The 15,440-nt window shown below is 37.8% G+C and carries 14 protein-coding genes and 1 pseudogene; 13 read left to right on the forward strand and 2 right to left on the reverse strand.

Going from position 1 to position 15,440, the window contains the following annotated elements; translation table 11 throughout:
* Window positions 1-482: pseudogene (locus Q7O90_RS00810) on the forward strand (hypothetical protein); the annotation flags it as partial.
* A gap of 105 nt (window positions 483-587) precedes the next feature.
* On the opposite strand, the gene Q7O90_RS00815 reads toward Q7O90_RS00810, so the two are convergent.
* Window positions 588-1,976, reverse strand: coding sequence for a TrpB-like pyridoxal phosphate-dependent enzyme (locus Q7O90_RS00815; protein ID WP_304126274.1), 1,389 nt, complete (start codon window positions 1,974-1,976; stop codon window positions 588-590).
* Window positions 1,977-2,490: 514 nt separating this feature from the next.
* Between Q7O90_RS00815 and Q7O90_RS00820 the strand changes: the two genes are divergently transcribed.
* The 10 genes from Q7O90_RS00820 to Q7O90_RS00865 all read left to right on the forward strand — a co-directional run bounded on the left by Q7O90_RS00820 (window position 2,491) and on the right by Q7O90_RS00865 (window position 13,020).
* Window positions 2,491-2,997 carry a cysteine hydrolase family protein gene (locus Q7O90_RS00820; RefSeq protein WP_304126276.1) on the forward strand — a complete coding sequence of 169 codons (507 nt, stop codon included), beginning with the start codon at window positions 2,491-2,493 and terminating at the stop codon, window positions 2,995-2,997.
* Window positions 2,998-3,047: 50 nt separating this feature from the next.
* Window positions 3,048-3,851: a phosphoribosyltransferase family protein gene (locus tag Q7O90_RS00825; protein ID WP_304126277.1), complete on the forward strand. Its 804-nt coding sequence runs from the start codon at window positions 3,048-3,050 to the stop codon at window positions 3,849-3,851.
* A gap of 13 nt (window positions 3,852-3,864) precedes the next feature.
* The gene (locus Q7O90_RS00830; RefSeq protein ID WP_304126280.1) at window positions 3,865-5,346 is read left to right on the forward strand and encodes a nicotinate phosphoribosyltransferase; all 1,482 of its coding nucleotides are present in this window, start codon (window positions 3,865-3,867) and stop codon (window positions 5,344-5,346) included.
* Window positions 5,347-5,394: 48 nt separating this feature from the next.
* Window positions 5,395-6,165: an NAD(+) synthase gene (nadE, locus tag Q7O90_RS00835; protein ID WP_298572033.1), complete on the forward strand. Its 771-nt coding sequence runs from the start codon at window positions 5,395-5,397 to the stop codon at window positions 6,163-6,165.
* A gap of 72 nt (window positions 6,166-6,237) precedes the next feature.
* Window positions 6,238-7,176 (forward strand): NUDIX hydrolase, encoded by a 939-nt coding sequence (locus Q7O90_RS00840; RefSeq protein ID WP_304126283.1) that lies wholly within the window; start codon window positions 6,238-6,240, stop codon window positions 7,174-7,176.
* A gap of 41 nt (window positions 7,177-7,217) precedes the next feature.
* Window positions 7,218-8,711, forward strand: coding sequence for a gliding motility protein (locus Q7O90_RS00845; RefSeq protein ID WP_304126285.1), 1,494 nt, complete (start codon window positions 7,218-7,220; stop codon window positions 8,709-8,711).
* Window positions 8,711-9,844 (forward strand): Mbeg1-like protein, encoded by a 1,134-nt coding sequence (locus Q7O90_RS00850; protein WP_304126287.1) that lies wholly within the window; start codon window positions 8,711-8,713, stop codon window positions 9,842-9,844. Before Q7O90_RS00845 ends, Q7O90_RS00850 begins: the two co-directional genes overlap by 1 nt.
* A gap of 104 nt (window positions 9,845-9,948) precedes the next feature.
* Window positions 9,949-11,115 carry a thioester-forming surface-anchored protein gene (locus Q7O90_RS00855; RefSeq protein ID WP_304126289.1) on the forward strand — a complete coding sequence of 389 codons (1,167 nt, stop codon included), beginning with the start codon at window positions 9,949-9,951 and terminating at the stop codon, window positions 11,113-11,115.
* Between the two features lie 138 nt (window positions 11,116-11,253).
* Window positions 11,254-12,369, forward strand: coding sequence for a tetratricopeptide repeat protein (locus Q7O90_RS00860; RefSeq protein WP_304126292.1), 1,116 nt, complete (start codon window positions 11,254-11,256; stop codon window positions 12,367-12,369).
* Window positions 12,370-12,387: 18 nt separating this feature from the next.
* On the forward strand, window positions 12,388-13,020 hold the full coding sequence (locus Q7O90_RS00865; RefSeq protein WP_304126294.1) for a hypothetical protein: 633 nt from the start codon (window positions 12,388-12,390) through the stop codon (window positions 13,018-13,020).
* Window positions 13,021-13,039: 19 nt separating this feature from the next.
* Here Q7O90_RS00865 and Q7O90_RS00870 read toward each other — a convergent pair whose 3' ends face one another.
* Window positions 13,040-14,062, reverse strand: coding sequence for a hypothetical protein (locus Q7O90_RS00870; RefSeq protein ID WP_304126296.1), 1,023 nt, complete (start codon window positions 14,060-14,062; stop codon window positions 13,040-13,042).
* Window positions 14,063-14,231: 169 nt separating this feature from the next.
* On the opposite strand from Q7O90_RS00870, the gene Q7O90_RS00875 reads away from it, so the two are divergent.
* Window positions 14,232-14,753, forward strand: coding sequence for an NAD(P)H-dependent oxidoreductase (locus Q7O90_RS00875; protein ID WP_304126298.1), 522 nt, complete (start codon window positions 14,232-14,234; stop codon window positions 14,751-14,753).
* Window positions 14,734-15,360, forward strand: a complete 627-nt coding sequence (locus Q7O90_RS00880) for an NAD(P)H-dependent oxidoreductase (RefSeq protein WP_304126301.1) — start codon at window positions 14,734-14,736, stop codon at window positions 15,358-15,360. Before Q7O90_RS00875 ends, Q7O90_RS00880 begins: the two co-directional genes overlap by 20 nt.
* Window positions 15,361-15,440: the final 80 nt, after the last annotated feature.

Below are 15,440 nucleotides of genomic sequence, written 5' to 3' on the forward strand. Positions count from 1 at the left end.
AATACGAGGATGGAAGGTATGGGGCATTAATCTCTGTAGATAGCAAATTTTACGACAAGGAAACATTCTATTCTTATATACAGACAGACATTAAAATGTCAAGAAAACCAAGCATTGACGATGTGCGAAAGGCGAGGATTATCGACCCGAGCTTCCATAGTGAGGAATACAATTCTTTTCGAGATCCAGCCTATTACTATTCCTTTGTATACTGCATTTCCGGGTATTTAAAGAGTACTGCGACGAAGCGATTTGAAAAATATAACGATAGTTTCTTTGAAGTTATCGGATATTTATCCGATTGGGGGGATTGTTGCAGCGGAACCTATGACTGCTTTGACTATTATAGACAAAAGACTAATGATGAATTTAGAGCCAACGCCTGCAAGGAATTAAGTAAAAGGTTTGATGAAAATCCGGATGTTCGTACAAGCATGACTGTTGGTGAGATAGACCTGGAAGCTCAAAATTATAGTAGGTAGTTTTCAATTTATAATACAGAATATATATAAACGCCTTCCAAGATTATTGCTAATCTTAGGAGGCGTTTTTGTACATATGTGAGAAATATTAACGAGATAACCGCCTTAACCCTCAATGTTTGGAAGTGTAGCTAGGCTCGCTTCAATTTCCTCGTCGCTTGGTACGTAGTCAGTCATATTGCCATCGTTAAACTGTTCGTAGGCATAGAGATCAAAATAACCAGTTCCAGTAAGTCCAAACAGAATGGTCTTTTCTTCGCCAGTCTCTTTGCACTTTAGAGCTTCATCTATAGCTGCCTTAATAGCATGACTGCTCTCTGGAGCAGGGAGTATACCTTCAACTCTAGCAAAGTCACGAGCAGCTTCAAAGACTTCCGTCTGTGTATAGCTTACAGCCTCAATTTCGCCTTGGTGATATAGCTCAGAAACGATTGGGCTCATACCGTGGTAGCGTAGTCCACCAGCATGATTAGGTGCAGGGATATAGCCACTACCAATCGTGTACATCTTTGCCATTGGGCACACTTGTCCAGTATCGCAGAAATCGTAAGCATAACGACCTCTTGTAAGGCTAGGGCATGATGCAGGCTCAACTGCTATGAAGCGATAGTCTGCCTCGCCTCTAAGCTTTTCGCCCATAAATGGTGACATGAGACCACCTAAGTTGCTGCCGCCGCCAGCGCATCCGATAATTACATCCGGTTTGATGCCGTACTTCTTCATTGCGGTCATTGCTTCTTCGCCGATTACACTCTGGTGTAGAAGCACTTGATTTAACACGCTTCCTAGTACGTACTTGTATCCATCGCTTGTCGCCGCCGCCTCTACAGCCTCAGAAATCGCACAGCCAAGGCTCCCTGTAGTTCCAGGGTGCTCGCTCAGGATCTTTCTACCTACCTCTGTAGTTTCAGAAGGCGACGGTGTAATCGATGCACCATAAGTCCTCATAACCTCACGGCGGAATGGTTTCTGTTCATATGAAACCTTAACCATGTAAACCTTGCAGTCTAGACCGAGGTAAGAGCAAGCCATGGATAGGGCAGTTCCCCACTGACCAGCACCAGTCTCGGTTGTGACTCCTTTGAGCCCCTCCTTCTTAGCGTAGTAAGCCTGTGCTATTGCTGAGTTAAGCTTATGACTTCCGCTAGTGTTGTTTCCCTCGAACTTATAATAAATCTTGGCAGGGGTCTGGAGCTTCTCCTCAAGGCAGTAAGCGCGTACGAGAGGGGAAGGTCTATACATCTTATAAAAATCCCTTATCTCCTCAGGAATCTCGATATATCTATCGGTATCATTTAACTCTTGTTCTATAAGCTCATCGCAAAACACAGGTTTCAGATCATCGAAGGTTACCGGCTTTCCTGTACCTGGATTTACAAGTGGAGCGGGCTTACCTTTCATATCAGCCCTCACATTGTAATAGTGTGTTGGCATCTCATTTTCTTTCAAATAAATCTTATAAGGTATTGCGCTATTGTTTGTGTTGTTTGACATTTTACTCTCCTTTGTCATCTCATCTAATCTTGCGAAGTGTGAAAGAAAGCAATAAAAAAACTCTCGTCCCCAAATTGCTGGGACAAGAGTTGAATCTCCTGCGGTGCCACCCGGCATTGACGTAAAAAAACGCCCACTCCTTCGCATACTAACATATGCAGATATTGTTTACGAAGTATCTTCTCCGTCGCCCCTAATAGAGTCTAGATATTAAACTCGTTCAGTTTGCCCTCGGGAGGCCATTCAGCAAAGCGCATACAGTCTGCAATCACACCATCTGCAAATCTCTCTTCTGCCGCATCTAAGCTTACTATTCTCCCTCAACGGTTTGTGATTTTTTACAATATTAGCATTGAAATATGTGAGAGTCAACATATTTCATGATTGATTATATTTATGTATATAATTATTTCGTTAAATCACTATATAATATTGACTTATTATCCAAATGATGTTAAGTTATAACCATAAAGATATTATCAAAATGATAATAAGTTGAGATGAGGTGAATACCATGAAAAAAACATTGATTGTTGTAGACATGCAGAAGGATTTTATTGATGGAGCATTGGGTACGAAAGAAGCAGTGGACATAGTTCAAAATGTTAAGAATAAGATCGCTGAATATAAGTCTAGAGGTGATGAAATAATTTTTACGAGAGACACCCATAAGCAAAACTATCTTGAGACGAATGAGGGTAGACATCTTCCCGTAGAACACTGTATAGAGGGGACTGAAGGCTGGGAAATTCCGCAAGAGCTTAAAGTCGAAGGTGCTACCTATATAAATAAACCGAGCTTCGGATACACTGACTGGGACAAATTTGATTTTAAAGATGTTGAAATTATCGGACTTTGTACAGATATATGTGTAGTATCTAACGCACTTATAATCAAAGCAGCATTTCCAGAAATTGATGTTACTGTAGACGCGCGCTGCTGTGCAGGAGTAACACCAGAGACACATGCGTCTGCATTGACCACCATGAGATGCTGTCAGGTAAACGTAATCGGCGAATAGAAAAACCACATTCATTTTTCCATAAGTTAATTAATAATGGGAGAACTTAAATGATCCGTATAAATGATAAAAAAATTGATATGAAGCATTTTCCAGACGGAACTATGCTTATAAAATACTTAGCTGATAATGAAAGTACCAAAATCACTTGGCTTTATGATAATGATGAAGAGTGCATGTTGATGTATTTCCTGGTGAAGCACTTAAGAACTCATGGGGTAAAGAGAATTGAACTACTAATGCCCTATATTCCAAACGCTAGAATGGATAGGGTAAAAAACTCCGATGAAGTATTCACGCTTAAGTATTTTGCTGAATTTATCAATGATTTAAATTTAGACAGCGTGGAGGTACTTGATCCACATTCAAATGTCAGTACTGCGTTAATCGACAACGTCTCGATTATTGAACCGACGGATATTATCTTAAATCTGCTTGAAACCGTGAATAGTGACGGAAATGCCATTCTGTTTTTCCCAGATGAAGGAGCAATGAAAAGGTATTCTCACATAGCATCAAAGTGTGGTATTCCTTATGTGTTCGGAATGAAGAATCGTGACTGGAGATCAGGGGAGATATTGGGGCTTGAAGTGCTTGGAGAAACCGGTGCAGTTCCAGGCAAAAACATCCTTATTATCGACGATATTTGCTCGAGGGGCGGAACGTTTTTACATAGTGCTAAAGCTTTAAAAGACCTGGGTGCTACCGATATTGACCTATATGTGTCCCACCTCGAAAATTCAGTTTGGGAAGGCGATATGATTATGAGTGGGCTCGTTAGAAATATTTATACAACTAATAGCATATATCGTTCAGGAAATAAAAATCCTGTAATTGTTGTAGAAGAGTATTAGATAGGAGGCTGTTATGAGCACAAAGAAGACTAATCCTATGTTGCTTATTGATTTCTATAAGGCAGTTCATGCGGAGATGTTACCAAAAGGAATTACAAAGTCTGTTTCTTATTTTACGCCTAGAATGAGCCGCGTTAACAGATGGGATAAAGTCGTAATGTTTGGACTTCAGGGGTTTATCAAGACTTATTTAATTGATTATTTTAATGATGAGTTCTTCGGAAAACCTTTTGATGAAGTCATTGGAGAATATAAGAGAATCATGGATAGTACGCTTGGACATGAAGCGTATAAGATAGAGAAAGTCGAAAAGCTACATGAACTAGGATATTTACCAATCGAAATTGTGGCGCTGCCTGAAGGAACGCTAGTACCAATGCATGTTCCGATGTTTGGAATTACCAACACATATCCAGACTTCGCATGGCTTCCTCAGTCTCTTGAAAGCTTAATATCTGCCGAGAGCTGGCATCCGATGATTGCTGCCACTGTCGGATATACGTATAGGCAGATTGTAAATGAGTATTACGATAGGACCTGTGACGATAATATTCCGCGTGCAAGAGCCCTCGGAGCCTTTGACTTCAGAGGTGAGGAGTGTGTAGAATCTGCGGTAAAGGCTGGTGCTGGTTGGTGCTTATCATTTCTAAATACAGCTACCGTACCGACGATTCCTTATCTAGAGGCAAATTACGATTGCGACTGCACGAAGGAGCCAGTTGCCTATGGTAGCCCAAGCACAGAACATTCGGTAATGTGCAGCAATTACGCGATAGACGGAGATGAAATTACCTTGCTCAGAAGGCTGCTAACTGAAATCTATCCCAATACTATCTTCAGTGCTGTGCTGGACTCCTACAATTACTGGAATATCATTGATAACGTACTGCCTATATTAAAGCCTGAAATAATGGCACACAATGGTTGTATGCTCATGAGGGGTGATTCTGGGGACTGCGTCGAAGTCGTAACTAAAACTGTCTTCAAGCTGTGGGAGCAGTTTGGTGGAACTATAAACAGCAAGGGATACAAGGTTCTTGACCCTCATGTGAAAGCAATTTACGGTGACTCGATAACTGTTCAAAGATGCGAAGAAGTGTATAGAATTCTCGAGGTAAATGGATTTGCTTGTTCTAATGTCGCTCTAGGTGTCGGTTCGTTTTCAATGCAGTGCATCGAAGAAGATGGAGTACTGAAACCGTTTACACGAGACACTTTCAGCTCGTGCATTAAAGCTACTTACTGCGAGATTGAGGGAAAACCATATCCTATTTTCAAGAATCCTAAGGACGGTGGATTCAAAAGGTCGCAGAAGGGTTGCTGCGCTGTGTTTAAAGATGATAATGGTGAGCTTATTTACAAGGATGAATATACTTGGGAAGAAGTATGCAGAAATCCTAAGAACGAATTAATTTCTGTTTTCAAAGATGGTAAACTTACAGTAAGTCAGACTCTAGCGGAAATAAGAGCGGTGCTACATAAAGGTGAATTTTAAACGATAAATATTAATAATAGTTTCGTGATATTTTAAGAGGATAAGGTTATGATGGAATATAGATTCGATGCAGAGAAGACAAAACATGAAGTGGTTACGTGGATTCGTCAGTTCTTCGATGAGAATGGACCAGGCTGTAATGCAGTACTTGGAATATCAGGTGGAAAGGACAGCTCCATCGCGGCAGCTCTATGCGTAGAGGCGCTTGGTAGGAACCGTGTAATAGGTGTGCTTATGCCAAATGGCGAGCAAGCTGATATCGAAATGGCAAGGCTTTTAGTTAATCATTTAGGAATACGGAGTATCGAGATTAATATCAAGTCAGCCGTGGATGGGGTGCTTAATGGGATTGAATCAGGTAAGAAGAATGGATTTAGCTTAGAGATCTCAAAGCAGACAAAAGAGAACCTCCCTCCTAGGATTAGAATGTCGACGGTATATGCTATAAGTCAAAGCATGAATGGCAGGGTTGTTAATACATGCAATCTTTCAGAAGATTGGGTTGGCTATTCAACTAGGTACGGCGATTCTGTCGGTGATTTTAGTCCTATGTCTAATTTGACTGTAACGGAGGTTAAGCAAATTGGTCGTCTGCTAGATTTGCCAGATGTGCTAATTGACAAAGTGCCTATCGATGGTCTGTGTGGAAAAACCGATGAAGATAACCTCGGGTTCACTTATGAAATGCTGGATGTATATATTAGGACAGGCGAGATTAACGACTTAGAAAAGAAAGAAATTATAGATAGAAAGCATGTACAGAATTTATTTAAATTGAAACTCATGCCTATGTTTGATCCTAAAATTGATACTATATAATTAAAGATTTCTTACTAAAGAACTGAAATTATAGTAACGGAAAGAATAATTGGTTAGCGGGGGATGACCTATATGACATACGATATAAATAGTTCTGAAGAGAGGGAATACCTCGAGAATTACAATATTGAGCAATTTGAACGTCCATCAGTTGCCACTGATATAGTTGCGTTTGCTGTAATGCAGGATGGGGAGCAAAGTAATATTAGGAAGCTGGAAAATAGAGAGCTTAAACTTTTGCTTGTCAAGAGATCTCAATTTCCGTACAAAGATGCTTGGGCGCTCCCCGGTGGTTTTTTACGACCAGATGAAACCATCGAGGAAACTGCAAAGCGTGAACTCCTTGAGGAAACAGGCGTAGAGAATCCCTTTTTACACCTAGCAGGGGTGTACTCAGAAGCCAGAAGAGACCCTAGAGGCTGGATTATATCAAATAGCTTCATATCTCTAATTAATGCGGAAAATTGCTCACTAAGAGCGGATACTGATGCGTGGGATGCAGCTTGGTTTTGCGTAAAGCTTCAGAGTGATAGCACTTCGTCTGATGATTCTACAAGCACAACTAAAATGATAAAACACACTCTCACCTTATCTTTTGACAGTGCTTCTTCCGATAGCAATATAAAAGGTGATGAGAATATTGAGATTAAAGCAATTGTATCAGAGAAATCAACAAGAAAAGGCCACAACCACGTATCGAGCTATCAGATAGTAGACAGCGGTGAGCTGGGATTCGATCATGCTAAAATCATAGTTCAATCACTTCTCGAGCTCAGAGATATGATGGAGTACGACCTTAGAATTGCGTTTGATTTATTGCCAGAGTCATTTACCTTAGCACAGCTACAGAGCACTATTGAAAAAGTGACTGATAAAAAGTTCCTGTCTGCAAATTTCAGAAGGAAGGCTTCTGATTACGTTGAAGAAACTGGAGATATAATTGAGGGATATGGACATAGACCAGCGATGCTGTTCCGCGTAAAGAGTGCAAATCATTCAAAAAGCTGCTAGACAAATTATATAATTATATGAATTAACAGAAGGAGATATACATGATAGCAAAGGCTGGAGATATTTACTGCGTTTACAATGAGCTTTTCAAAAGATATACTGCTTGCCAAGTAACAAAGATAGATGACAGCGGTAAAAATCCGCAGGCTATTATATTGTCACTTGACTGGTTCGGTGACAAACTACCTGAACTGGACGATTTTGCTGCGGTGAGACCGCTTTATATCGATTACATGTACTGGAATAGAGCTTTATATATGAAAAAAGTAGATATCAGTGTTCCGTCAAATTATGTTTACGTTGGCAATCTCGCGCCAATTAATAATGATGATACAGACACTTATGGTAGCTGGAGTAATGGGCATGAAGTATATAATCAGTTTATATGGGAAAAAATTCCTAAAGATCAGCGAGATGCTTTTAAGAAAGCAAATCTTAGCGATGAATTTGTGGAATTTGAGGGTAAAAGACGAAGGATACGAACCCATAACGAAAATGATAATTGGCATGATTTTGATGATGCGTTACATCTAAGGGTGTTTCCGTGCCTTTCATCTCTGACTGTAACAAAATGGCATAAGAACTTATTTGAATATTTAAATGCTAATCCTTTTATTAGAGAATTTATAATTGAAAATCATGGCAAATCGAAGCTCGACTTCTCAAAAACTTCTATACATAGGCTCACGGTTGATATTACAGGACTTGATGAGCTAGTGCTAAATGAAGATTTGAACATGATTTCTTTAACCGGCCAAGTAAAGGCGTGCTGCAAGATAAAGGCTCGCGATGCCGGTAAATATTTGATTTTAAAATGCGATGAAACAGTTCCTAAACTTGAAGGCTTAGAGGAACTAAATGCACTCCATGTGACAGCAGTAACAAAGATTGATATTGAAGATATTTATAGAAAATATCCGAAGCTTAAGGAGCTAAGGCTGTGGGGTAAACCTGGTAAGATAATAAATTTTGGAAAACTGTCGAAAATTAGCGAATTAGAAGTCCTAACAACTATGGATATCTTCGGATTTACAGCCCGTGAGGTGCCAAGACCAGATGATTTAAAAAAACTATACAGATTATGGATGAACAGCCTCCCAGAAGATGCTGCTAAGGAAGTAAAAAAGCTTTACAAAAAACATAAAGATGCCGGACTCGACCTATGGATAACCAAGCCAAGAAAAGAAGAATGGCTCGCACAGAATCTCGATAATCCTTTTCGCTCATGGGATGGGGACGAAAATATACCACAAGGTGTTGCAAAGAAAGCGGCCACGATATATAGAAAGACTAGGTCAGCTATGGTTAAACTAATAGCAGATCCAGATAATGACTTAATAAAGGAAATAGAGACTTTAGTGAGAGAGTATACCGTGGGCTTTAACAAAATGGATAAAAGAAAAAATTTTATCTATACCACTGAAAGGGATGAAATATTCCAGGCACTAGAGGAAATTTTAAATCTGATACCTGATGAATTATCTGTTAATAAGGATGAACTTATAAATGTATTCGATGAAGTAAAGGAGTTCTAATGGTTTTACTAGATTACTTAAAATGGCGAAATGATGTAAGCCTCGATATTTCGCCATTTAACGATATAGATAACGTCATCTTATCGTGTCTTGCATATATTGATTTCGGTGAGTTTTTTGCCAATTCTGATGAGTCTTATACACTTGAGGAAATATTTGAGCTTTTTTGCAAAAACCACTCGCTAGACGAGATTAGGGAGAGCAAGCAGTTCACTGAGCGTGTAGCACTGCTGTTAGAAGAGATGGTACAAGCTGACCGTTTCAAAGGGACGAAAGTTGTGCACTATGCGGAAGATCTCGATAAGGAGAAGGTAAAGCAATTTGCAGCAGTTACATTCATACTTCCAGATGGAACAAACTACGTTTCCTTTCGAGGAACGGATAGCACAATAACAGGCTGGAAAGAGGACTTTCTCATGGCTTTTATGGCAGATACTGAAGGTGCAAAGGCAGCTGTTAAATATTTAAATGAAGTATCGAAACTCCTAGAAGGTGAGCTGATAGTAGGCGGTCACTCGAAAGGGGGAAATTTTGCTATGTTTGCTTCTGCGTTTTGTGACAAGGTGGTCCAAGATCGTATCAGCCGTGTATATAATAACGATGGCCCTGGATTTAGAGATGAAGTAATTGAGTCTACAGGCTATAAGGAGATATTGCCTAAGATATGCACCATTGTTCCTCAAACATCTATGATTGGGCAGCTATTAGATAATGAAAGTGAGCAGAGAGTCATAGAGAGCGATGCAATCGGCCTATATCAGCATGACGCTATGACATGGAAGGTAACAAAGGATAAGTTTGTAGAATCTGAGCTGGATGCATTCGGAAACTTTGTTGATGTGGCACTTGGTTCATGGCTAGAGAAGATTGACGATGAAACTAGACTATCCATTGTTTCTACTGTTTTTTCAATGATTGAGGAGACAGAAGCTGAGACGTTTTATGAGTTTAGCGATAGCCTTTTCAAGAATACAGGAATTATTATAAAAGGTCTGGTTAAGCTGCCAAAGGAAAAAAGAGCAGAACTTATGACTGCTTTAAGTAGCTTGATTAAGGTTAGTAGCAGAACAGCATTTAGTAAAATTCCAAAACCAGCAGAAAGACTTAGAATCGAAAAAAAGAATAATCTGTAGCATTGTTATTAGACAACCATTCTAAAATTAATAAAAAATTGTTGAAATTTTATAGATTTCATTATATAATCCGCCTAAATAACAAGACCAAGAGGAGGACTGTGATGAATAGAATAATCAATAAGTTTAGGAATCCTATAATAGTAACAGTGCTGATGGCATCTATTGTATTGATTCCATTTATTTCTAGTCAGTTTACAGAAGTTCACGCTGAAGATGTATATCAAGCGTATACAAAATCGGGAGAGTATCCAGCTAGTGATCACCTTAAAAACCCAATCTATGTTAGACCGAATGGTTCAAATGATAAGGGAGATGTAGCATATTGTTTTAATGATCATAGAGCATTTCCTGAGAGTTCTTTTTCACCAAGAAAAACTTTATATACTAAAGAGCTAGGAACAGCAGCGAACTTTGCAGAGCTTGCAGATACTGAAAGAGTTACCGGTCAGGATCTTTATAATGGATTAGTAAGAGTAATTTATAACGGTTATCCTAACAACAAATCAGGAATAAAAGAGCGATATGGATTAACAGATGGTCAGTTTAGACAGATAACACAGTATGCTGTATGGTATTATACTGACACTTTCAATATGCCAGCAAGAGACACAAGTGGTAACAATTTTACTGAAAATGAGAAAAATGCATTTAACGATTTAGTTAATAGTACTACTGCAATTCCTGCGGGAACGAAACTCGACATTTATAGGTCAAAAGATAATGCTTATCAGAATTTGTTAAGCGGCCATTTTCAGAATAATACACCTACACCAACACCGACAACAAAAGAAATAGAGTTCAGCAAGGTGAAGCTTGGCGGAACTGAGCTTGCAGGAGCGCAGATTGAAATCTACAAGGGAACACAGAAGGTTAGCGAGTGGACAAGCACGACAACAAGTCACAAGATTCAGCTTGAGCCGGGAACATATAGATTCCATGAGGAGTCTGCACCAGCGGGATTCCTAGCGGTGACAGACTTTACATTTACAGTAAATGCAGATGGAACCGTAACACTCGGAGCAATTGCTCAGGGTGAGACTGTAGTAGCTGCTAGCGGAAAGATAACTGTAACTGATAACTCTAAGCCTGAACCGACAAATCCAGGTACAACACCAAAGCCAGGGGCAAAGAAGCCAAGCGTTGTGGTAAAGTCTAAATCTCCAAAAACAGGGGATGAAGGAAGCTTTGCACAGTATGCACTATTACTTCTGTCTTCAGGAATAGCTTTAAGTGCCATTGGATATAATCGTAGGAAGAATGTGAAGTAGAGATTAATCAACTTACATTAAAAGGATAAAAATTTAAATGGAAGCTGGGTATATCGCACCCAGCTTTTTTGATAGAATTAACTTATATCTATAGATAGACTTGTTTTTTTACAGTAGAGACTTTTAGGATTGACACACATGATGAAGGATATAAGAGCGCACTGGATACGGTTAAAAGAAGAATATGAAAATCGATATAAAGAATCTTTTTTAGAAGATTTTGAAAGATCAAAAGACTATCTCGAACAGATGAAAGAATATCTACTCTCTAAGTTAAAGGAGCATCCCTCTGATGTAGATGCAATATGCACATTGGCTTCTGTCAAATTAGAACTCAGAGAAGGTGATACCGAATATATTAAATTGCTTGAGGATTTTCTAGATAGATTTTCAAATGGGATAGACGATAAGCAAGTTGCGAGGATTTATACCAACATTGCTTTCGCTCAGGATTACTCAAGAAGAGCGTTAGATTATTTGATAAAAGCGAAGGATTTGAAATCCCCATATGTAGAGACATATACAGCCCTTGGACTTTACTATTTTCCAGATTGTGATTTCTCTAAAGAGAAAAAGAATATCGTGCGTAGTAATGAGTTTTTTAAGTATGCAAGAGAGCTAGAGAATAGTTATGAATCTAATATTAACTATGGGGCATCACTTTATGCGCTTGGAGAATATCAAGAGGCGAAAGATATATTTGAAAAATTAATTACGGTGTATCCAGATAGAATGTGGCTAAAGCTTTGTATAGCATACTGTGATGTGGCTCTCGGTAATAAAAACGCTGCGATTTCATATCTAGAAAATATAAAAATAGGATCTGACGATAATTATGATTTGAATACCGATGATATTATGGAATATCAGGTATTTGATGCATATTATGCGCTAGAAGAATATGATAGATTCCTGAGCTACTGCACTGAAGAAGTGGAGAGCGAATACTATACAGTTGATTGGGAACACTTGTATTATGTGCTGTGGATAAGTGGTAAAAGAGATAGGTTTACACGACTTGAAGAAAAGAATCGAAAATATCTTGAGGGTGCAGTCGCTGATGCCATAATAGATACAGAATATGATAGTGAGAAGGAAAAGCAAGAGAATATCGAAAGCTGGGAGGAAGATAAGCGAGATTTTGAAGAAATGATATCTCGAATAAAGCACAAGCAGCTTAGACCGGAAATGGAGCTTAAATTATATCCAGAATATTCTTGTTATATGGTAGACTGTGTAAGACATAAATTTTAAATATCACGAGGAATTGATATGAAATATACGATTGAGACAATGGATAATGAACTATGCAACTTGGAAAGCAATGATGAGAAAGAACGTAAAAAAGCTTCAAGTTATTTTAGGAGAGCTGCATGCAAAGAGCTTGGTACTAAAGATACAAAACAGATAAAGGTTTGGTTTATTATCAATACAGATAGGTATATCTCAGCAATTAAAAAAGAGACCGATACTGATACTATATGGAACAATGTATATACTCTCCAAAACTTTTGTGCACGATATATTCATTTAAGTCATTTATATAAGGCTGACTCAGATATGATTACAGAAGACAAAATTAATCATTTTGAAGAAGAAAGTAAAAAATACGTTAGATATTTGCTTGAGACACAAAAACACCCCAAGGTACTGCAGGCTGTAGCATCGTTCTTTTGGATATATGAAGAAGCATTTGTATGGGATATTTTTATAAAAGTATTAGAGAAGAAAAGAGATAAACTTACGTTGTCCCACATTAAGATTGCTATCAGGCAGTGCTATAGTTCTTCGCAAAACAATCAAGTAAAAAAATATATGTCTGAACAGCAGCGAGAAGAACTCATAGCAATTTTGAAAGAAAAAAATATTTTACAAAAGGAAATAAGCTTGTTAGAAAATATGTAAATGGGAGTAAGCGCAGTACTTACTCCCATTTTATGTGGTGCGCTCCTATGCTATATCTGTAAGGTGATTTATCAGAATTAAAATCAGCAGTAATCCAGTATGCTTTCCATATTAGGTATTCATCGGTGCCGACCTTCAAGCTAAAAGAGTTATCATATGTATCTTCTTTGTAGTCAAGTGGGTTCAGCGAGAAGATATTAATCATTTTCTTACTCTTAAAGTCATTGTATCTAAGATTTCCTAGTCTTGTATTGTTTATTTTCACTTTTGATATCTGCTTGTTCGTAGCTTCCACTCTGTAAAATGTAACTATGCAGTTCTTGAGCTCGTCCTTATCACCGCTTTCCGGAGTGAGAAACATGTTCCCGTAAGACTTACCATCTTTATTAATCTCGACTAGCTTGCCATAATAAAAGTGATCGTTACGCAGATTTACAACTATATCATTTGGGGAAGCATCGGTGAAAGTGAATCCCGAGGAAATGAGGTCGGCTGCTGTCGTCTCACCGATAATCACATTGGTATTATCAAGCTGTATGTTAAGTGGCTTTACAGGAATGCCTGCCATAGACGTGCAGAGCATTAAAATAAAAGAAGTAAAAAATATCGAAGCAATTACAGCATTCGTCGAAGCATATGAGTAAATAGGCTTATCTGATTTAGCTCTCGTTATAGAGATTAATTTAATAATTTTTTGAATAAAAGTAGTTACGAGCACAAGGGCAAATTGTGCCTTTATGCATTTGTATGTGGCGAATGTTAGGCTGTAAGTATTGTGATAAGCTACGGCTATAAAAAGAAAATTTATAAAAATGAGCCTAACAATAAATAGTGTCGCTTCTTTAAATGCCTTGGAATCAGTAACGTTATCAAAGGTGATATAGCTTCTAGATTTAAAAGATTGACCGATTTTATAAATCCAAGCAGGAACATCTGTATCAGATTTAACAGCAAAGGCGAATCTAACGTATATATAAATAGTGGCAATGAAAGACAGACTCAGGATAATAAAAAAGCCAAGAAATACAATTAAATAACCCATGTTAAGTCTTTTCCCCTCTAAAATATAAAAAAAGTATATAGTGATATTATAGCAATTCATATCTTGATATAGGTAATAGTTTTTCAAAAAGAATAAGCACATATCATAAAGAGCGGATTATGAGGGAGTATAATATTATGTATCATCAGAGAAATATAGGAGATACAAGATGAATTTACTAATTCATGATTTAAGCAAAATTGAAGTTGAGAAATTTATTGGAGAGACTGATGATATAAAAATCAGTTCAAATAACAGCTCAATAAGAAGTTGTATGGGCTGCTTCGGATGCTGGATAAAGACACCAGGCAAATGTGTGATAAATGATGACTATCAAAATATGGGGGCGTTACTTGGGGCGGCGGAAAATGTCATTGTTATAAGTCGCTGCTTCTACGGAGGATATAGTCCATTTGTAAAAAATGTAATAGACCGAAGCATTCCTTATTTACTTCCTTTCTTCAAAATAAAACAAAATGAAACACATCATAAGCAGCGTTACCGTAATAAGTTCAATCTTATTGTATGTTTTTATGGAAGTGATATCTCAAATGAAGAAAAAGAAATCGCTACAAAGCTAGTAGAGGCTAATGCAATTAACTTTGATGCAAATAGGTTAAAGATTAATTTCTGCGAAAATGAAGAGGAAGCGTTGAGAAAGGTGGTATCATATGCAGCTCACAATTGTTAATGGTAGTCCAAGAAGTGGGAAGAGCAACTCTGGACTTCTTATAGAATTGTTAATGCCGCTTATAAAAGAAAAAAATGAAGTGACTATTATTCATGTGGAGAGCTTTAAATCGGCAGATAATAATGTTGATGAAATCGTAAAAGCAGATATGCTCGTACTTGCTTTTCCTTTGTATGTTGATAGTATTCCATCTCACATCCTTTATCTTATGGAAAGAATAAGTGAAAATCATAGAAATAATAATCTCATTATATACGCAATTATGAATAATGGCTTTTATGAAGGCAAACAGAATCATATTGCCGTTCAGCAGATGAAACTTTGGTGTTGTGATAATGGGTTTGTATGGGGGCAAGGAATAGGATGTGGAGCTGGTGAGATGCTGCCTTTTCTAAAAAAAGTACCACTCGGACATGGACCAAATAAAAATTTAGGCGATGCTTTAGAAGTGTTTGCTACAAACATCAATAGGCAGAACTCAGGAGAAGATTTATATATTAATCCTAATTGGCCAAGGTTTATATGGAAACATCAGGCTAATAGAATGTACTGGATTCCAAAGGCTAAGAAGAATGGTTTAAAAAAGAAGGATATTTTTAAGAAATAAATTATATATTTCAATAACTAAAAAACTTCTACAATTCAACATATTATGCTTTGCGCAATATGATATTGTTTGAATAAATA

Origin of the sequence: Mogibacterium diversum, assembly GCF_938028775.1 — a bacterium.
Classification (GTDB): Bacteria; Bacillota; Clostridia; order Peptostreptococcales; family Anaerovoracaceae; genus Mogibacterium; species Mogibacterium diversum_A.